Origin of the sequence: Actinoplanes sp. NPDC000266 (assembly GCF_042899005.1) — a bacterium.
Classification (GTDB): Bacteria; Actinomycetota; Actinomycetes; order Mycobacteriales; family Micromonosporaceae; genus Actinoplanes.
Map to the genome: position 1 here is coordinate 463,648 of NZ_JBIAZI010000003.1, position 18,772 is coordinate 482,419.

General features: G+C 71.5%; 11 protein-coding genes and 1 pseudogene. 7 read left to right on the forward strand and 5 right to left on the reverse strand.

From position 1 onward, the window contains the following. Nucleotides 1-24: 24 nt before the first annotated feature. Nucleotides 25-840 carry a MaoC family dehydratase gene (locus tag ACFY36_RS13680; RefSeq protein ID WP_499746266.1) on the reverse strand — a complete coding sequence of 272 codons (816 nt, stop codon included), beginning with the start codon at nucleotides 838-840 and terminating at the stop codon, nucleotides 25-27. A 4-nt stretch (nucleotides 841-844) separates the two neighbouring features. Next, nucleotides 845-2,167 (reverse strand): 3-oxoacyl-ACP reductase, encoded by a 1,323-nt coding sequence (locus ACFY36_RS13685; protein ID WP_499746267.1) that lies wholly within the window; start codon nucleotides 2,165-2,167, stop codon nucleotides 845-847. A gap of 70 nt (nucleotides 2,168-2,237) precedes the next feature. Here ACFY36_RS13685 and ACFY36_RS13690 point away from each other — a divergent pair. The 3 genes and pseudogenes from ACFY36_RS13690 to ACFY36_RS13700 form a co-directional block, all read left to right on the forward strand. Continuing rightward, nucleotides 2,238-3,512, forward strand: a pseudogene (locus ACFY36_RS13690) (acetyl-CoA C-acetyltransferase); the annotation flags it as partial. Nucleotides 3,513-3,562: 50 nt separating this feature from the next. Further along, nucleotides 3,563-5,683, forward strand: a complete 2,121-nt coding sequence (locus tag ACFY36_RS13695; RefSeq protein WP_499746268.1) for a CHAT domain-containing protein — start codon at nucleotides 3,563-3,565, stop codon at nucleotides 5,681-5,683. Beyond that, nucleotides 5,673-5,996, forward strand: coding sequence for a hypothetical protein (locus ACFY36_RS13700; RefSeq protein ID WP_499746269.1), 324 nt, complete (start codon nucleotides 5,673-5,675; stop codon nucleotides 5,994-5,996). The genes ACFY36_RS13695 and ACFY36_RS13700 overlap by 11 nt, the downstream gene beginning before the upstream one ends. A 19-nt stretch (nucleotides 5,997-6,015) precedes the next feature. Here ACFY36_RS13700 and ACFY36_RS13705 read toward each other — a convergent pair whose 3' ends face one another. Next, complete coding sequence (locus ACFY36_RS13705; protein WP_499746270.1) at nucleotides 6,016-8,262, reverse strand: putative bifunctional diguanylate cyclase/phosphodiesterase; 2,247 nt, start codon at nucleotides 8,260-8,262, stop codon at nucleotides 6,016-6,018. Between the two features lie 161 nt (nucleotides 8,263-8,423). On the opposite strand from ACFY36_RS13705, the gene ACFY36_RS13710 reads away from it, so the two are divergent. From ACFY36_RS13710 to ACFY36_RS13720, 3 genes are all read left to right on the forward strand, one after another. Continuing rightward, nucleotides 8,424-10,013 (forward strand): MFS transporter, encoded by a 1,590-nt coding sequence (locus ACFY36_RS13710; protein WP_499746271.1) that lies wholly within the window; start codon nucleotides 8,424-8,426, stop codon nucleotides 10,011-10,013. 13 nt (nucleotides 10,014-10,026) lie between these two features. Next, nucleotides 10,027-10,653, forward strand: coding sequence for a TetR/AcrR family transcriptional regulator (locus ACFY36_RS13715; RefSeq protein ID WP_499746272.1), 627 nt, complete (start codon nucleotides 10,027-10,029; stop codon nucleotides 10,651-10,653). A gap of 219 nt (nucleotides 10,654-10,872) precedes the next feature. Continuing rightward, on the forward strand, nucleotides 10,873-13,398 hold the full coding sequence (locus ACFY36_RS13720) for a tetratricopeptide repeat protein (protein ID WP_499746273.1): 2,526 nt from the start codon (nucleotides 10,873-10,875) through the stop codon (nucleotides 13,396-13,398). A gap of 50 nt (nucleotides 13,399-13,448) precedes the next feature. Here the strand turns inward: ACFY36_RS13720 and ACFY36_RS13725 are convergent, their stop codons facing one another. Beyond that, the gene (locus ACFY36_RS13725; protein WP_499746274.1) at nucleotides 13,449-16,982 is read right to left on the reverse strand and encodes a hypothetical protein; all 3,534 of its coding nucleotides are present in this window, start codon (nucleotides 16,980-16,982) and stop codon (nucleotides 13,449-13,451) included. A gap of 185 nt (nucleotides 16,983-17,167) precedes the next feature. Between ACFY36_RS13725 and ACFY36_RS13730 the strand changes: the two genes are divergently transcribed. Beyond that, the gene (locus ACFY36_RS13730) at nucleotides 17,168-18,538 is read left to right on the forward strand and encodes an SMI1/KNR4 family protein (protein WP_499746275.1); all 1,371 of its coding nucleotides are present in this window, start codon (nucleotides 17,168-17,170) and stop codon (nucleotides 18,536-18,538) included. Here ACFY36_RS13730 and ACFY36_RS13735 read toward each other — a convergent pair. Further along, nucleotides 18,504-18,767 (reverse strand): GlsB/YeaQ/YmgE family stress response membrane protein, encoded by a 264-nt coding sequence (locus ACFY36_RS13735; protein ID WP_499746276.1) that lies wholly within the window; start codon nucleotides 18,765-18,767, stop codon nucleotides 18,504-18,506. The two genes, ACFY36_RS13730 and ACFY36_RS13735, sit on opposite strands and share 35 nt — an antisense overlap. Nucleotides 18,768-18,772 lie beyond the last annotated feature (5 nt).

Sequence of the window (18,772 nt, forward strand, 5' to 3'; positions counted from 1 at the left end):
CCTTCCTGGACGAAACGGGTAACCCTACGCAGGCGTCACTTGGCCCGCAAGGTGAGGACGCTTGCCGTAGAGCTCGAAACCGAGGCCGGGCGAGGCGTGGAACGACACCGTGGACGGCAGCAGGATCGGCTGTTTGAAGGCCACGTCCACCGTGTACGAATCGGGCAGCCGCCCCTCGAAGAAGGCCAGGCAACGGGCCAGGCTCCACATGCCGTGCGCGATCGGCCGCGGGAATCCGAACAGCCGGGCCCCGATCCGCGACGTGTGAATCGGATTCCGGTCGCCGCTGACCGCGGCATAGGCGCCGCCGACCGAAGCCGGAACCCGCCACACCGCCGACGGCGAAGGCGCCTCGGCAACAGAAACAGAACCAGAGCCGGAAGAGGTCTTCGACAGGTACGTCGAGACCGACGACCACACCGGAACACCCGCGACGGAAGCGGAGACGATCACGTCCACCTGCTGTCCTCGCGAATGCGGGCGCAGGTCGGCCGCCCGTACGGAGAAATCAAGAATGTCAGAAGCCGAGACGGGCCGGGAAACCGTGATCCGGTTGGCGATGTGCACCAGCCCGATCACCGGGAAGGGAAAGTCCGGAGCCGTCAGCAACCGCATCACCGACGGAAAAGCCAGCACGTGCGGATAGGTGGCCGGAACGGTGTCGGACAGCCGGAATCCGCACACGTGAGCGTAACGCGCGAGGTGGTCGCGATCGACGCCGACGGAGCGCCTGATCAATTCCAGCGAAGGCAGCGACGAGCGCCGTCCGCGCGGAATCAGCCCGAGCGCCGCCCGCAGCGTGTTACCGGCCGGGTCGGACGTCAGCTCCTCGACGGCCATCGCGTCACGCCCCCAGCAGGCTCTGCCCGCAGACCCGCACCACGTTGCCGGTGACGGTCCCGGAGCCGGGCGAGGCGAACCAGGCGATCGTCTCGGCCACGTCGACCGGCAGACCGCCCTGGGACATGCTGTTCATCCGGCGCCCGGCCTCGCGCAGCATGAGCGGCATCTTCGCGGTCATCGCCGTCTCGATGAAGCCCGGCGCCACCGCGTTGATCGTGATGCCCTTCTCCAGCAACGCCGGCGCCGTCGACCGGACCAGCCCGATCACGCCCGCCTTGCTGGTCGCGTAGTTGGTCTGCCCGCGGTTGCCCGCGATGCCGGCGATCGACGACACCCCGACGATCCGCCCGCCGGGCCGGATGAGGCCACGCTCGATCAGAACCGCGTTGATCCGCTCCGGCGCGATCAGGTTGACCGACAGCACGCTCCCCCACCCGGCGGCGTCCATCTTGGCGATCGTCCGGTCGCGGGTGATCCCCGCGTTGTGCACGATGATGTCCAGAGGGCCGCTCAGATAGGACGCCAGCCGCTCCCCGGCCTCGGGGGCGGTCAGATCCAACTGCAGAGCCCTTCCCCGTACGTCGTTCGCGACGCCGGCCAGGGCGTCCCCAGCCGCCGGCACGTCGAGCGCGATCACGTCGGCCCCGTCGCGGGCCAGCACCCGCGCGATGGACGCGCCGATCCCCCGGGCCGCCCCGGTGACCAGCGCCGTCTTGCCGGCCAGGGGCCGCTCCCAGTCGGCCGGGGCCGGCGGCGTTCCGGCGCCGATCTCGACGACCTGGCCCGAGACGTACGCCGAACGGCCGCTCAGCAGGAAACGCAACGTCGACTCGATCGCCGTCTCGCCGCCCGGCGCCGCGTAGACCAGCTGGCTGGTGATGCCCCGGCCGAACTCCTTGCCGATGCTGCGGGTCAGCCCTTCCAGCGCCCGCTGCGCCGTCGCCTCCCCGGGCGACGCGGCGTCCGCGGGCGGGGTGCCGAGCACGATCACGCGGCCCGAGCGGGCCAGCGAGCGCGCGTTCGGGTGGAAGAAGTCGTACAGCTCGCTCAGGGCGGCCGTGCTGGTGATCCCGGTCGCGTCGAAGATCAGCGCGCCGTGCGGCCCGGCCGGAGCGTCGAGCACCTCTGTCGCCGTACCGGAAAGGACCTTGCGAATCTCCTCGCCCAGCCGCCCGCCCGGGGCGCCCCCGAGCAGCACCGGGCCCGCCGCCACCGGATCGCCGGCCTTGTATCGGCGCAGCCGCGGCGGATCGGGCAGCCCGAGACGCTTGACGAGGTTCCGGCCCGGACCGGAGTTCGCGAAACTCGCGTACCTGTCACCCATGGGCCGCAGCCTACTCGGGCCCGGGGTTGGTAGCCTACTGATCGGTAGCTAGGCGACTTCCAAGGAGGCAACCGTGCCACGCAAGGTCGCGGTGCTGGGCGGCAACCGGATCCCGTTCGCCCGCTCGAACGGCAAGTACGCGCGGGCGTCGAACCAGGACATGCTCACCGCCGCCCTCGACGGCCTGGTGGCCCGCCACGGGCTGGCCGGCGAGCGGCTGGGCGAGGTGGTCGCCGGCGCGGTGCTCAAGCACTCCCGCGACTTCAACCTGACCCGCGAGGTGGTGCTGGGCTCGCGTCTCGACCCCACCACCCCGGCCTACGACGTGCAGCAGGCCTGCGGCACCGGCCTCGAGACGGCCATCCTGGTCGGCAACAAGATCGCGCTGGGCCAGATCGACGCGGGCGTGGCCGGCGGCGTCGACACCACCTCGGACGCCCCGCTCCAACTCAACGACGACCTGCGCCGCACGCTGCTCGAGCTCAACCGGGCCCGCTCGCTCGGCGACCGGCTGCGGGTGCTGGCCAAGCTGAACCCGCTTCTGGCCTTCAAGCCCGACGTGCCCCGCAACGCCGAGCCGCGCACCGGCCTGTCCATGGGCGAGCACGCGGCCATCACCGCCGTCCGCTGGAGCGTCGCCCGCGAGGCACAGGACGAGCTGGCGCTCGCCTCGCATCAGCGGCTCGCCGCGGCGTACGACAAGGGCTTCTTCGATGATCTGGTGACCCCCTATCTGGGGCTGACCCGCGATCAGAACCTGCGGGCCGACACCAGCCTGGACAAGCTGGCCAAGCTGAAGCCGGCCTTCGGCGGCGAGAACGGCACGATGACCGCCGGCAACTCGTCCCCGCTGACCGACGGCGCCTCGACGGTCCTGCTCGGCTCCGAGGAGTGGGCCGCCGCCCACCACCTGCCCGTGCAGGCCTACCTGGTCGACTCCGAGACCGCCGCCGTCGACTACGTGCACGGCGACGAGGGCCTGCTGATGGCCCCGGCGTACGCGGTGCCGCGCCTGCTGGCCCGCAACGGCCTGACCCTGCAGGACTTCGACTACTACGAGATCCACGAGGCCTTCGCCTCCCAGGTCCTGGCCACCCTGGCCGCCTGGGAGTCACCGGAGTTCGCCAAGGAGCGCCTGGGCCTGGACGCCCCGCTCGGCTCGATCGACCGCGCCAAGCTCAACATCAACGGCTCCTCGCTGGCCGCCGGCCACCCGTTCGCGGCCACCGGCGGCCGCATCGTGGCCACTTTGGCCAAGCTGCTGGCCCAGAAGGGCTCCGGCCGCGGCCTGATCTCCATCTGCGCCGCCGGCGGCCAGGGCGTGGTGGCCATCCTGGAGAGGTAAAACGCGACTCCTCTATGGACGAGCGCGTACCGCGCTGATATCTGAATAGCATGGATCCCGACTGGCCTGAGGAACCCACCTTCCCCGAGTCGCCGGTCGGGGACTACCTTCTGGCCGTCTGGGACCAGCTACCGGAGATCGTCGGCCCGGACTGGCCGGTCGTGCGCCACGAGGTGACCGCCCTGCTCCGGCAGTTGGCGGCCACCGGCGACGACGAGGCCGCGTACCGGATCGTGGAGCTGCTGGGGCCGTACGACAGCAATCTGTACGGCTTTCTCTACGACGTTCCGGAGCCCGGCTACCGTGGCATCACCCCGGGCGTCCAAGGAAGCCCGCCGGGCATTCCCGACGGGTTCGAGGACTACGACCTACCGGACGAACCCGGCCCGGCCCGGCGATACGTCAACACGAGGCTGTGCCGCGACGGCGCCGACGTCGCCCGCGACGCCGCGCTGCTTCCCGCGACCGCCTATGACCTGCTGGTCAACATCGGCCGCCGCGACGACAGCAGCCTCCTTCCGGCCGAGGAGGCCGGCTTCCCCCGCGACCGGCTCCCACCCGGCGGCCTCTGGCTGCAACTGGTCGTCCACACACCGTCCGGGTTCGAGCAGCGCTGGCTCTACCTGCCGGAGGACGGCGACAGCTACGTCTGCCCCTGCCCACCAGGATCGAATTCCCACTTCTGTACGCCCGGGCAGCGCACCCCCTTCGCGACGATCACCCTGATCACGCCGGCCGCGCCGGCCCACCTGGTCGTCCGGCTGGCCCTCTACTACGGCGCCGCGGTCGTCCACGTCCACGAGGTGGGCCTGCCGATGACCTCGCCGGCGCATCTCACGGCGACGGTCGTCTACTCGCTGACCCGCTCCTTCGCCGACCTCGGCCCGTTCCGCGACCGCAAGCTCAGCGTCTTCGCGGCACCGCCGGCCGGGAGCGACGGCCGGGTCTACGTGAACGGCGTCAGCGCCGAGCCGATGGCCTTCTCCTACAGCGACCAGCAGGCCGAGAACGCCTGCAAGACCGCGCGGAACCGGCTCTTCCAGACCCATCTCGTCAAGGTCAAGGACAAGTGGACCAGCACGTACGACGAGAGCCAGGCCAAGAAGCAGCCGGCGTTCGAGGCCGACCTGCTGGCGCTGGCCCGCGTCGGCAGCGACCTGCACTCCAGCGTCTTCGGCCGCGGTGACTGGCCGCAGATCAGGCAGATGCTTCTCCACGAGGCGGCGGCCGGGCCGGCCGTCGTGCAGTGCGGGCGGATCGCGAGCGAGAAGCTGACCATCCCGTGGCAGATCGTCTACGACCTGCCCATGCAGTCCGGCGACCAGGCGCCGTACCTCTGCCCGAGCGTGCGCGGGATCGGCCCGGATCAGCCGGGGGTCTGCCCCCACGAGGACAGCCACCCGCGGGCCGGGGCGTCGGTGCTCTGCCCGTACGGCTTCTGGGGTCTGGCGCACATCCTGGAGGTGCCGCCGAACCTGGGCGAGGAGCGCGGCCTCACGCATGTCGTCTCCGACCGGGCGGACCTGCCCGTGGCCACGGTGGTCGGCTGGAACTCGCGGCTGAGCGCCGAGAAGCAGAGCGAGACCGAGGGTCTACGGCATCTGGCCGTCCTGCGGAGTGCCGCTCTCGGGGTGGTGCCGCCCCAGATCGAGAGCCGTGACACCTTCGGCCGGCGGCTGGCCCCGGCCGACATGGACCTGGTCTACGTCTACGCCCACTGCGACCGGCAGCTGGACGAGGGCGCCACCGCCTCGAAGGCGACGATCGTGCTCGGCAGCGGCGACTCCTTCACGCCGCTCGATGTCCGCAAGTGGGCCGGCTACTACGACTGGCCCTACCCCCACTGGAGTGGCCGGGAGCCGCTCGTCGTGCTCAACGCCTGCCACACGGGCGAGGTTTTGGCCGCGACGCTCGCCGGCTTCGCCGACGCCTTCGCGCAGACCGCGGGCGCGGCCGGCGTGGTCGCCACCGAGGTGACGCTCGAGCAGCGCCTGGCCGGCCTGGCCATGGAACTCTTCCTGGCCGAGCTGGCCCGCAACGTGCCGGTGGGCGAGGCCATGCGGCGCATGCGCTGGAGCCTGCTGGCCCGCGGCAACGTCATGGGCCTGGCCTACACCCCGTACTGCGCCGCCGACCTGACCCTGCGCCTCGGAGGAACGAATGGGAACTAGCCAGACCGTCATCAGCATCGGCGCCGTCTGCTTCGGCGTCGTCGTCGGCTATGTGACGTACCGGTCGCTGGCCCGGTCCGGGCCGACGTCGAGCGTCTCCGACATCGCCGCCGTCGTGGGTGTGGTCGGCGGCGGGGTGGTGACCTCGCTGTTCGATCCCACGCAGGGCGACGCCTTCGGCTGGTACTCGATCGGCCTGGTGGCCGGGATGGCCCTCTACCTCGTCGTCGTGCTGACGCTGGGCAAGAAGGTGAGCCAGGACTCCGGCGGCTCGGTCCTGCTCGGAAGCGACAGCGACCCGTCCCCCGAGTGAGGGACGGGCCGCCCGTCTTCTAGCTGGCCAGCTGGCGGGCCCGGGTCGTCTCGGGGAACGGGAGCATCAGCTCGAACTCCGAGGCGGGCAGCGGGCGGCCGAACAGGTAGCCCTGGCAGGACGGGCACTCGGCGGCCTGGAGGGCCTTCCAGTCCTCCGGGTCCTCGACGCCCTCGGCCACGACCGTCATGTTCAGCGAGCGGGCCAGCCACAGCACGGCCGAGATGATCGACGACTTGCGCGGGTCGGCGGCCAGGCCGGCCACGAACGAGCGGTCGAGCTTCACCACGTCCGCCGGGACCGACTGGAGCCAGGTCAGCGAGCTGTATCCGGTGCCGAAGTCGTCCAGGGCCACCCGCACGCCGAGCGCCTTGATCGACTCCAGGCGTTCGCGGACGTCGACCGAGGAGCCCAGCAGGGCCGTCTCGGTGATCTCCAGGACCACGCGGGACGGGTCCAGGCCCGGGTTCTCGGCCAGCACCGCGGCGACCATCGGCACGAAGTCCGGCTCGGCGAGCTGGCGCGGGCTGACATTCACCGAGATGTACGGCAACTGGTTCTTCCACGCCATCAGGTGCCGCACGGCCAGGCGCAGCACGTGCTCGCCGAGGGCCACGATCAGGCCGGTCTCCTCGGCGGCCGGGATGAAGTGTCCCGGGCCGAGCAGGTTGCCCTCGGGCGTGAACATGCGGACCAGGGCCTCGGCGCCCACGATACGGCCGGTGGCCGTGTTGACGATCGGCTGGAACCAGACCGGCAGGGCCGCCTCGCGGTCGCCGGCCAGGGCGGCCCGCAGCCGGGCCTCGGCCGCGATCCGCTCCTTGACCGCCACCCGCATCTCGTCGCTGAAGACCTGCAGGCGGTTGCCGCCGGCCCGCTTGGCCGCGTACATCGCCGTGTCGGCGGCCAGCACCGCGTCCTCGGCCTGCTCGGGCGAGCGGCCCACGGCCATGCCGACGCTGACCGAGATCTGCATGTGGCCGCTGCTCAGCGCGAGCGGCTCGGTGAACGCGGCCAGGATGTCGCGGCCGGCCTTGCAGCCGGCGTCGATCGGGCCGGCCAGGGCCACCACGAACTCGTCGCCGCCGAGGCGGGCGACCAGCGAGCCGGCGGGCACGGTACCCTCCAGGCGGACGGCCAGCGCGCGCAGCAGCTCGTCGCCGGCCGCGTGGCCGAGACCGTCGTTGATCGACTTGAAGCGGTCGACGTCGAGGTAGAGCACGCAGACCGGGGCGTTGCGCTCGGCCAGCATGTCGACCAGGTCGCTCTCGAAGCCGGGGCGCGACAGCAGCCCGGTGAGCGCGTCGTGACGTACCTGGTGACGCAGCTCCTCCTCGTGCATGCGGCTGTCGGTGACGTCGAGGCAGTGCACGAAGACCATCTCGAGGTTGCCGGCGGCGTCGCGCAGGCCGGTGCTGTGCACCTCGACCCAGAGCATCGAGCCGTCGTCGTGGCGCTGGTACTGGCGGGTCAGCACGGCCGAGTCGGGCGAGGCGACCAGCTCGGCCAGGGCGCTGCCCTTGGCGCCGATCGGCGAGATCGGCAGGTCGGACACGCGGAAGCCGGCCGGCAGCTCGTCCGGCAGGCGCAGCCAGGACCGGTAGGCGGAGTTGGTGCGCAGCAGGACGCCCTCGGGCGAGATCATCGCCATCGGGACCGGCGTCTCGTCGAAGGCGATGCCGAGCTGGGCCTGGCTCTTGTCGAGGTGCGCCTTGGCCCGCGCCTCCTCGGCCTCGGTCAGGCGCCACGCCACCACCTGGAAGGCGGCCGCGAACAGCACGGCCACGCCGTGCAGGACGGCCCAGAACAGCGGGTGCTGCTGCGCCGAGTGGTGCCCGTAGGTGGCCTCGGCGTCGAAGACACCGAACAGCGCGTGGTGGGCCGTGGTGGCCACCAGGACCATGCCGAACGGCGCCCAGTCGCGGTAGAGAGCCAGCGCCGCGACCGAGATGAAGAACGTGAAGTGGGCCTCGGTCTGGCCGTGGCACATCACGACGAAGTCCGCGCACGCGGCGGTGAAGCCGAGCGACACGAACGACGAGGACAGCCGGCGGCCGCTGAACGACCGGGCCGCGACCACGCAGGCCAGGGTGGTGAACAGGAGGGTGAGCGTGAGCGGGTCGCTCAGCTCGTCCTGCCAGGCGCCGAAGACGGTGAGCCCGCCCACGCACACGGCGAGGATCAGCGTCAGCAAGCGGTGACGGCGCATCCAGTCCTCGTCGCGCAGTCCCCCGCCGGCCGGTAGCCAGGTCCTGATGTTCAGCATGCTCCGACGATCGGCAGTGCGTGGTGCCGAGGTCACTCTCAGTCAGTTGCGGCCCGGTAGCAATCGTGACCGGCCCCACATTCCGATACGGATACGTCTCGTTTCGCTTAGGCTCCAGGAATACGGAACAGTCTCGTATCGAAACGTGGGGGAAACACCAGATGGACCAAACCGTGACGGCACCCGCCGGGCATCCCCGGCGCTGGGCCATCCTCGGTGTCCTGGTCATCAGCTTGCTGGTGGTCGTGCTGGACAACACCGTTCTCAACGTCGCCCTGCGGACGATCGCCGACCCGGTGCACGGGCTCGGCGCGACGCAGAGCGAGCTGGAATGGTCGATCAACTCGTACACGCTGGTCTTCGCCGGCCTGCTGTTCACCGCCGGCATCCTGGCCGACCGGCTGGGCCGCCGGATCACCCTGGTCACCGGCCTCGCGATCTTCGCGATCGCCTCGCTGGTGTCCAGCTACGCCGACTCGGCGAACCAGCTCATCGCCGCCCGCGCCCTGATGGGCCTGGGCGCCGCGGCCGTCATGCCGGCCACTCTCTCGATCATCGCGAACGTCTTCGAGCCGCGTGAGCGCGGCCGCGCCATCGGCGTGTGGGCGGGCGCGGTCGGCCTCGGCGTGGCGATCGGCCCGATCGTCGGCGGCCTGCTGCTCGAGCACTTCTGGTGGGGCTCGGTCTTCCTGATCAACGTGCCGATCGCCGCCGCCGGCGTCGTGCTCGTGCTCTTCCTGGTGCCCGAGTCGCGCGACCCGCGGCCCAACCGCATCGACATCGTCGGCGTCGTGCTCTCGGTCATCGGCCTCACCCTGCTCACGTACGGCGTGATCGAGGGCGGCGACGCGGGCTTCGGCGACCCCAAGTCGTGGGGCACCCTCGTCGGCGCGGCCGTCGTGCTGGCCGGTTTCATCCTGTGGGAGCTGCGGGTCGAGTTCCCCTCATTGGATGTACGCCTGTTCGCCAACCGGCAGTTCTCGGCCTCGACCGGTGTCATCGGCCTGATCTTCTTCGCCGCCATGGGCGCGATGTTCTTCGGCGCGTTCTACCTCCAGCTCGTGCGCGGCTACGGCCCGCTCGCGTCCGGCGCGCTGTTCGTCCCGTTCGCGGTCGCCCAGATGGTCTTCGCCCCGCGCAGCGCCGCGATGGTCAAGCGGTTCGGCCCCAAGGCGGTCAGCACGGTCGGCCTGATCCTGGTCGCGCTCGGCCTGGCCGTCTGGCTCTTCGTCGGCGAGACCACGCCGATCTGGATCGTCGGCGCCGCCTTCTTCATCATGGGCGTCGGCATGGCCAACGTGATGCCGCCCGCCACCGAGTCGATCATGGCGGCGCTCCCCCGGGAGAAGGCCGGCGTGGGCTCGGCCGTCAGCAACACGATCCGCCAGCTCGGCGGCGCGCTCGGCGTGGCCGCGCTCGGCGCCGTGCTCTCCTCGGTCTACCGCGACCAGCTCGGCTCGGCCACCGACGGCCTGCCGGCCGCCGCGGCCGAGGCTGCCCGGGAGTCGATCTCCGGGGCGTACGGTGTGGCGGCACAGGCCGGCCCGGCCGCGCCGCAGCTGCTGTCGCACGCCAACGAGGCGTTCGTCACGGCCATGCACTGGGCCTCGGCCGGCTCGATGGTGTTCGCCGTGCTCGGCGCCCTGGTCGCGCTCATCTGGATCCCCGGCAAGCGCCCGGCCGGCGCGCCCGCTCCGACCAGCGCCGAGGGGCTGGCCGAGGAGCAGGGCGTCGAACTGGTCGAAGCCTGACACGTCGGTAACAATGATGGACATGACCACGGCCGAGGCCACATCCGAGACCGCCCAGGAGCGTAAGGCTCCTGGGCGGCCCCGCAACGCCCAAGCGGACGAGGCCATCCTCGACGCCGTCCTCGACCTGATGGCCGAGGGCTCCAGCGCCGCCGCCGTCTCGATCGAGGCGGTCGCCGCCCGGGCCGGGGTGGGCAAGGCGACGATCTACCGCCGATGGCCCAACAAAGACGCGCTGATCATGGACGCGATCCGCGGCATGAAGGGCCCGCTGCCCGAGCCCGGCGGCGTGTCGGTCCGCGACGACCTGATCATGTTGGTCAAGGCCAACCGCAGCAAGCGGGCCAAGCGCTACAGCAAGGTGACGGCCTGCCTGCTGCCGGAGTTCCTGCGCGACGACAACCTGTTCGACATGTGGCAGACGGTCATGGAGCCCCGGCGCGACGTGACCCGCGGGGTGCTGCGCCGCGGCATCGAGAGCGGCGAGCTGCGGGCCGACCTCGACATCGAGCTGGCGGTGCTGATGATGACGGCGCCGTCGATGATGCACGGCATGCTCCGCTGGGCACCCAAGGTGCCCGAGGAGGGATTCGCCGAGTCCCTGGTCGACGCATTCCTCCGCGGAGCCGCCGCGTCTTAGCCCCCTGCCGAGAGGCCATATGGAGCGCGGCCGGTCGTGCCGCTCCCGTCTCGGCGGGAACGACCCCCCGTTACCGATCCGGCCGCGCCTCATCACTCTGCGGCAGAATTCGCCCGCGCGGGCGGAATCCGAACGAATCCGAATGTCCGCCGTCCGACAACCGGGGTGGCGCCCAGCGACTACCGTCGATGGTCCGCTCACCCCCCTCGGAGCCGCGCCTTGCCTGCTGCCGACCGGTTCGCCCTGCTGCCCGACCCGGGGCAGGCCACGACGCTGGACGAGTTCGCCGCCGGGTTGCGGCTGCTGAAGGCCTGGGCGGGCAATCCGTCGTACGAGACGATCACCAGCCGGGTCAACGCGGGGCGCCCGGCCGCGCGGGCGGTCGGCAAGACCACCGTGGTCGACTGCTTCCGCTCGGGCCGGCGCCGCCTCGACGACGAGCTGGTCGTCGCCGTGGTCGAGGCCCTGCACAGCGACCTCGGCTACGTCACCCAGTGGCGGCACGCGCTGCGCGTGATCAGCGGCGAGTCCCGGGCCGCGGCCCAGGTGCGGGTGCAGGACACCCTGCCCGACGACCTGCCCGGCTTCACCGGCCGCGAGGACGAGGCGGCCCGGGTGGCGGCCGCGGTCCGGGACGGCCCGGCCGTGATGATCTCCGGCATGGCCGGGGCCGGCAAGACCCGGCTGGCCGTGCACGTCGCCCACCAACTGGGCGAGTTCGACCACGTCCTGTTCGTCACCCTGCGCGGCTTCCACCCGGACGAGACCCAGCCGCCGGCCGACCCGTCGGCGGTGCTCGACGCCTTCCTGCGCCTGCTCGGCGTGCCCGGCCAGCAGCTCCCTCACGATCTCGGGGCGCGCGCCGCGGCGTACCGGAAAAAGGTCTCCGGAACCCGGACCCTGGTGGTCCTGGACGACGCGGCGTCTCAGGACCAGGTGCGGCCGCTGCTGCCCCCGGCCGGGTGCGTCGCGCTGGTCACGAGCCGCCGCAGCTTCCCCGGGCTGCCCACGGTCGACGTCGGCGTCTTCACCCCCGGCGAGGCGCTGGCCTTCCTGGCCCGCGACGTGCCCGGCGTGCCCACCGGCACCGACCCCCGGGCGGCCGAGCGCATCGCCGCCCGCTGCGGCCGCCTGCCCCTCGCGCTCGCCCTGGTCGCCGGCCACATGCGGGCCAAGCTCGGCTGGACGCTGACCGACCACGCCGACTGGCTCGACGAACGCCACCGCGCGGGCCGTCTCGACTCCGGCGTGCAGTTCGCGCTCGACGTGTCCTACCGCAACCTGCCGCCCGCCGGCCGCGACCTGCTGCGCCTGGTCGCGCAGCACCCGGGCCAGGATTTCGACGTCTACGCCGCGGCGGCCCTGGCCGGCTGTCCCCTGCCCGACGCCGACGCCCGCCTGCGCGAGCTCGCCGCCCACCACCTCGTGCAGCCGTCGGCCGGCGGGCGTTTCACACTGCACGACCTGGTTCGGTCGTACGCCTCGGGCCGCGCCGCCGACGAGGACCGCCGGGCCGATCGACGGGCCGCCCTGACCCGCGTCTTCGACCTCTACCTGGCCGCCGCGGCCGCCGCCATGAACCGCCTCGACCCGGTCGAGGCCCACCGCCGCCCGGCGATCGACGCCCCCGCGACCCCGCTGCCGGACGTCACCGATCCGCTGCGCTGGCTGGCCGCCGAACGCGCGAACCTCATCATGGTCAGCGCGTACACGGCGGCCGAGGGCTGGCCGTCACACACGGTCCGGCTGGCCGCGGTGCTGTTCCGCTATCTGATGGGCGGCTATCACGCCGAGGCCCTGGCCGTGCACGGCCACGCCCGCGACGCCGCCCGCACGTCGGGCGACGCCCACGGCCACGCCCGGGCGCTGGCCCATCTGGCCGTGGCCGAGGTGCAGCTGGGCCGCCACGAGGACGCGGCCGCCCACCTCGAACAGTCGCTGCAACTGTTCCGCCACGCCGGCGACGGCGTCGACCAGGCCCGCACCCTGAACAACCTCGGCGTGGCCGAGACCCGCCTGGGCCGCTACGAGCGCGCCGCCGGCCGTCACCGCGAGGCCCTGTCCCTCTACGAGCAGGCGGGCGACCGCACGGGCCAGGCGCGCGCCCTGGTCAACCTGGCCAACCTGGAGTCCCGCACGGGCGACGACGAGCTCGCGGCGAGCCGATACTCGGCGGCCCTGGCCCTCTACAAGGCCACCGGCGACGAGCTGGGCGCCTGCGGCGCCCTGTCCAACCTGGGCGAGGTCGAGACCCGCCTCGGCCGCCACGACGACGCGGTCGCCCACGTCGGCGAGGCCCTGTCGATCGCCCGCCGCCTGGGCAACCGCAGCCTGGAGGCGTGGGCCCTGGACAGCCTGGGCACAGCCCACCGGGGCCGGGGCGACCTGGCCGAGGCGGCCGCGCGCCACCGAGCGTCCCTGGAGATCTTCGAACAGACGGCCGACGTGGACGGCCAGGCCTGGGCCCACAACGGCCTGGGCGAGGACTGCCAAGCCGCCGGCAACTTCCCCGGCGCCGTCGCGGCGCACACGGCCGCCCACGAGGCCGCGGTCACCGCTGCCGACCGCCAGCAGCAGGCCCGGGCCCTGACCGGCCTGGGCGACTGTTTGTGGGCCCTGGGCGACCGAGACCTGGCCCGGAAGCACTTCTACGAGGCCCGCGCCTTGTGGATCGTGCTGCGCTCCCCCGAGGCCGACCGCATCACAGCGCTGCTGGACGCCGAGAACCTCTCAGGCCGCGCCTGACGGCTGAGCCGCGCCGGCACCAGGCGCCGAACGGCGGCATCGGCGGGCGATCAAGCTGAGATCGCTGAGTCGGCCAGAGTTGTCAGAACGTCTGCGGCGAACCCGCTGAGCTGTCTCATGGGCAGTAGGTACCAGGGTGCGACGTTGAGAGCGGCTGCCACCAGGACGCGCGCGTAGGTGTGGTCACCAGATTGAGCCAGGTTGGCGGCCAGGCCGCACAGCGTCTTTGCCTGCCCGTACGGATCGGCGATACTGCGGGCTATTCGCTCGGCGTCGCCGACCATCGCACGAGCACGATCGTGGTCGCCTGTTCTGGCTCGTGCCGCGGCCAAGCACCCCAATGTCTGGGCCCGCGTCGACGGATCAGCGATCGTGCGTACGACCTGCTCGGCGCGGTCGTGGTCGCCGGCGTGCGCCAAGGCAGTGGCCAGACTCCCCATCGTGCGCGCCCGGATGGACTGGTAGGCAATGGTACGAGCGATCTGCTCGGCACGGTCGTGGTCCCCGGCTTCGGCCAGAGCCGTAGCCGATCTCTCCAGCTTCTGTGCCTCAATGTAGGGATGATCGGAGCTTCGGATGCCCGGCCCGGCTGAGTGGGCCACGAGATGGACATGGTCGCGATCGTCGACTGGGACCAGTGCCCCGGCCACGACCTCCAAGGCCCATCTCCGCACAAATGGATTGGTGATGGTGCGGGCGACCTGCTCGGCGACGGCGGCGACTTCACGGGCGCGCGCGAGGTCGCCGGCCCGGGACAGGCTTGCGGCGACGTAGCCCAATGTCTGAGCGCGCCCGGAGGGGTCGGCGATGGTACGGGCGATCCGCTCCGCGCGGTCGTGATCGCCGGCCTGCGCCAACGCCATGGACAGGTTCCGCCACGTCTGCATCTGCCCGGATGAACCGGTGACAGTGCGGGCGACTCGCTCGGCAGCGCCGGCCGTCGCCCGGGCTCGGTCGTAAACGCCCGCTTCGGCCAGGGCCGCGGCGACGGCACTCAACGCTCGGGCTTGAGCGGATGGGTCGGTGATGGAGCGGGCGATCCGCTCGGCACCGTCGTGGTCGCCGGCCCGGACAAGCGGCGTCGCAACGACGTCAAGAAACTGCCATTCCAAGGACCGGTCAGCGATCGTGAGGGCGGCCTTCTGCGTGGCGTCGGCGAAAGCGCGGGCACGATCGTGGTCGCCGCTTGCGGCCACGACCGCGGCAAGGACAGCCAATGCCCGCACCCGCACGGACAGTGTGGCGATCGCACGGGCGGCCCGCTCGGCGGCGCGGGCAACCGTACGGGCTCGGTCGTGATCGCCGGCCTGCGCCAAGGCCGCAGCAACTGTACCCAGCGCCTGCGCTCGCTCGAATGGGTCGGTGATGGTGCGGGCGACCCGCTCGGCACGGCCCTGATCGCCGGCTTCTGCCATCGCCTCCGCCACGAGACCGAGAGCCCACGGGGTGGTGATGGTAGAGGCGATCCGCTCGGCGGCGCCTGCCACCTCACTGGCCTGGCCTCGATCGCCGGTCCGGGCCAAGGACACTGCCAGGTCCACCAGAGTCAGCGCCCGCACGAGTGGATCGGTGATGGTGCCGGCGATCCGCTCCGCACGGGCGGGATCTCCGATACGGATCGAGGCCTCAGCGACGATCCTCAACGCCCATGCCTGCTCGGCTAGGTCGGGGATGGTGCGGGCGATCCGCTCAGCACGGTCGTGATCGCCGCTCTGGGCAACCGCATCGGCACGGAGGCGCAGCGCCAGCGCATGTGCTTGAGCGTCGGTGATGGTTTCGGCGATGTGCTCGGCGGTCCCTGCCACCGCATCGGCGCGGTTGTGATCGCCGGCGCGGGCGAAGGCCGCCACCAGATCGCGCAACACCCGCGATTGCGCGTCCGGCGCAGCGATGGTGTCAGCGATTCGCTGGGCCGCATCAGCTGCCGCGGTGGCGCGGTCGTGATCGCCGGCCTGGACGAAGGCCGCCACCAGATCGCCCAGCACCCGCGCTTGAATGCCCGGTACAGCGATGGTGCGAGCGATTTTCTCTGCACGGTCAAGATCGCTGGCATGAGCCAGAGCCGCGGCCACGCCTGACAATGCCCGAGCCCGGCCGTCCGGATCGGAGATGGCATATGCGATCGCCTCGGCACGGTCATGATCGCCGACGTCCACCAGGGCTGCGACCACGCCTGATAACGCCTCTACCCGCTCGACCGCACCAGCGACGGCACGGGCGAGTTGTTCGGCGCGGTCCGGATAGCCAAGACGCGCCCAGGTTGCGGGGAGGCCGGTGGGGATGTTCGTGTTGCGTGCGTTGATCAGATCTCTGTGGTGAGCCAACCGCGCCAGCGCGGGAAGGTCGGGGTTCGGATCAGTGAGGATGGCGTTCTGGACATCGGTGATCTCGGCGAGTGCCGCAGTGTCGCCGCCGGAGAGGTCGAGCATTCGATCGTGCCGGATCTGATCGGTGGCGCAGTCGACAGCACGCCGAAGATCACCGGTGGCCAGCAGCAGACGGTAGTAGCCGCGCAGCAGGTATTCCGGGGTGTCCGGCGGCCAGCCTCGATCTCGATAGAAACACGCCCAAGCGTGCAGCCGATCCCGGTAGGCGGACAGTCGGGCCGACCCGTAGGAACGGACGGCATCCTGCTGAATCTCCTCGTGGCCGAGCACATAGACCGCAGGAGGGTTGGGCTGCCAGTGACCGACTCGACGGGAGAAACTGCGACCGGCCACGCTGGCCAGCAACTGATCGATGTCCCACTCGGTGACCTCGTGCCCGGCCGGCATGAGAAGTTCCGCGAGATCGCCGCTGGCCAGGCCACCGCCGGCCGCGGTGACCAATCCCAGCACGTCACGCCCCAGCGGGGTGCCGTCCCGCAACGCGGCCAGATCGGTGAGCATGTCGGCACGGACGATGGCGGCCCGCGCCGAACGCGTCAGCGGCCGCACCACATCGCCACGGCGTAGCGGATGTCCGGGTGGCACGTCGGCCGGGATCGGCGGGTCTGTACGGCCGGCGACGATGACCCGCATCCCGGCCGGCGGGCTGACCGGCAACATGGCCGCAATGCTGCGCATATGCGGGCCGGCGGTGACACCACGGTCCTCGTCCAAACCGTCGACCAGCAGGATCAACCGCTGATTGTCCCCACGGCAGCGTTCGGCCGCCTGATCGAGCAAGGTCCAATAGAGCCGTTCCTGCGCAGCCGGCGTCGGATGAAGCGGGAGAGTCTGACCCAAGAGGGCAGCCAGTTGCTCGTTGATCACCTCCACATACGCGGCTCGGTCACTGCTGCCGGCGAACCGGGCGGTGATGAAGAACGACACGATGCGTAACTCGGTCGAGGCATCGAGGACGAAGGTGGCCATCAGCGCCGTCTTGCCCGCCCACGCTGCTGCCTGCCACCACATGTACGGTCCAGCCGCTGGATCGGCGCAGAAAGCGACCATCGCGGCCAACTCGCGGTCACGGCCCACCAGCTCGGGCGGAGCGATCTGCCGGACCTGCTTCACATAGTTCGACCGCGCGACTGCCCCACCGCCCGCATCGCCGGAGGCCATCACAAAGGTGTTGTGCTGGACATTCCAGTTGCCCACTTGGAGGCCCTGCGGGCCGGGTCTGGCGGCTCCGGTGGCTCTGCGAACTCGGCCACCGGAAACTCCTCTCGGCGTCATCCCATCAACACCAGACCGGTCATTCCAGAACCCCTGCTCGAGCCTCACCAGCCGCTATCCGTGCGCGGAGGGCATCGGCGGGCGGGGTGACTGGCTAAGGTATCGACGTGGATCGAGGTTGGCCGGGGCTACGGATCTGGATCGTCGCGGCCACGTCGGCCGATGTGGACTGGCGCCTGGCGGTAAAAGCGCTCGCGGCGGCCGCCGAGGTGCCGGTGGGGCTGGTCAGTGTCGGGGCGGCCGTCGATGACGACGATCCGGCCCGGGCTCATCTGGCCGGCGTGCTCGAACTGCCCGACGTGTCGCGGCTGAGCCTCGGCCAGGCGCGGGATCTGGTGGTGGCCGCGCGGCGTGCGCACGGGCTGGTGCTCGTTGTGGCGCCCGAAGGGCTGCTCGTTCCGCTCGGGGCCGGCGGCTGGACGCTGGCCGATCTCGCGGAGGCGGTGCGGGCGCCGGCGGTCGTCGTGACCGGGGCGGGCACGGACGCCGTCAACCACACCACGCTCATGCTCGGCGCGCTGGCCGGGCACGGCATCGCGGCGGCGGTGGTGACCGTGGGCGCGGCCGACGAAGAGGCGCTTCCGGTGCGGCCGGCCGGGCGTCTCGGGGCCGAGGAGTGGCTCGACGACATTCTGGTGGCCCGGGCCGCTGTGAAGCCGGAGCCGCCGGCGGTCAGTGGGCGCCGGATCGTGACGGGGCTCGTGGCGGTCTTCGTGGTCATGATCCTGCTGGTGTGCGGGGTGGCCTGGTTCGGGCGGACCGAGGCCGAGGTGACGCGAACTACCGGAAACAGAGCCGCGCCGATGCTCGCGGACTCGGTGCCTGTTCCCCGGCGTACACCCGAAGTAATTTGCCCGGAGAACGCCGGTCCGGTCACCGTGACACGGCCGGACGCGCGCACGACCGCGCGGGTGGACAAAGCGTGGCTGCGCATCGAGAAGTGGCTGGCCGCCCACGCTCCGGTGAGCGCGGGAACGCTGGGCCGCCCCGCGTCCGCCGACCGGATCGACGCGGTCCAGCGGCAAATTTCGGTGGCGTTCCCGGCCGACCTGGTCGCCTCACTGCGCCGGCACGACGGGCTGTCGGCGGCGTTCGGGTTCGACCTGCCGCCGTTCTACGCGCCGTCCGCGCTCAACGACATCCTGCTGGACTGGCAGGTGAACTGCCGGGTCGCCGGCGGGTGGGACCGGGCGTTCGTGCCGTTCGCGCGGGCCGTCGACGGCGGCAACCTACTCGTCGACCAGCGGCCGGGCGGTCACGGCCGGGTCGGCGAGTACTTTCCGGAGTCCGGCACCGATTTCGAGCGCTGGCCGGCGTCGGTCGCCGAACTGCTGGAGCGGACGGCCACGGCGCTGGAGACCGGCCGGCCGTACGACGGTCGCTACCTCGCCCGGGTCGACGACGGCACTCTCAGCTGGGCTGTTATTCGCAGCAAAGTCCCAGCTACCGGTAGCTTCGTGAGCCCGACACCAGGCTGACACCGGCGGCGGCCAGGATCACCTGGATCACCAACTCGATCCAGTCGACGCCCGGCGTCTGTGCCACGCCCATGGCGGCGGCGATGAACGTGCCGAGAACCGCGGCCACGACACCGATCAATATGGTCAGCCAGATCGGGATGTTCTGCCGCCCCGGCACCACGAGACGCCCGAGCGCGCCGATGACGAGACCCACGATGATGGCGCTGATCAGACCCGAGAAGTGCACGGCGC

Excerpts from the sequence above, each read along its gene's own strand:
- ACFY36_RS13680 (WP_499746266.1), bottom strand. The coding sequence starts at position 840 with ATGGCCGTCGAGGAGCTGACGTCCGACCCGGCCGGTAACACGCTGCGG.
- ACFY36_RS13685 (WP_499746267.1), bottom strand. The coding sequence starts at position 2,167 with ATGGGTGACAGGTACGCGAGTTTCGCGAACTCCGGTCCGGGCCGGAAC.
- ACFY36_RS13695 (WP_499746268.1), top strand. The coding sequence starts at position 3,563 with ATGGATCCCGACTGGCCTGAGGAACCCACCTTCCCCGAGTCGCCGGTC.
- ACFY36_RS13700 (WP_499746269.1), top strand. The coding sequence starts at position 5,673 with ATGGGAACTAGCCAGACCGTCATCAGCATCGGCGCCGTCTGCTTCGGC.
- ACFY36_RS13705 (WP_499746270.1), bottom strand. The coding sequence starts at position 8,262 with ATGCTGAACATCAGGACCTGGCTACCGGCCGGCGGGGGACTGCGCGAC.
- ACFY36_RS13710 (WP_499746271.1), top strand. The coding sequence starts at position 8,424 with ATGGACCAAACCGTGACGGCACCCGCCGGGCATCCCCGGCGCTGGGCC.
- ACFY36_RS13715 (WP_499746272.1), top strand. The coding sequence starts at position 10,027 with ATGATGGACATGACCACGGCCGAGGCCACATCCGAGACCGCCCAGGAG.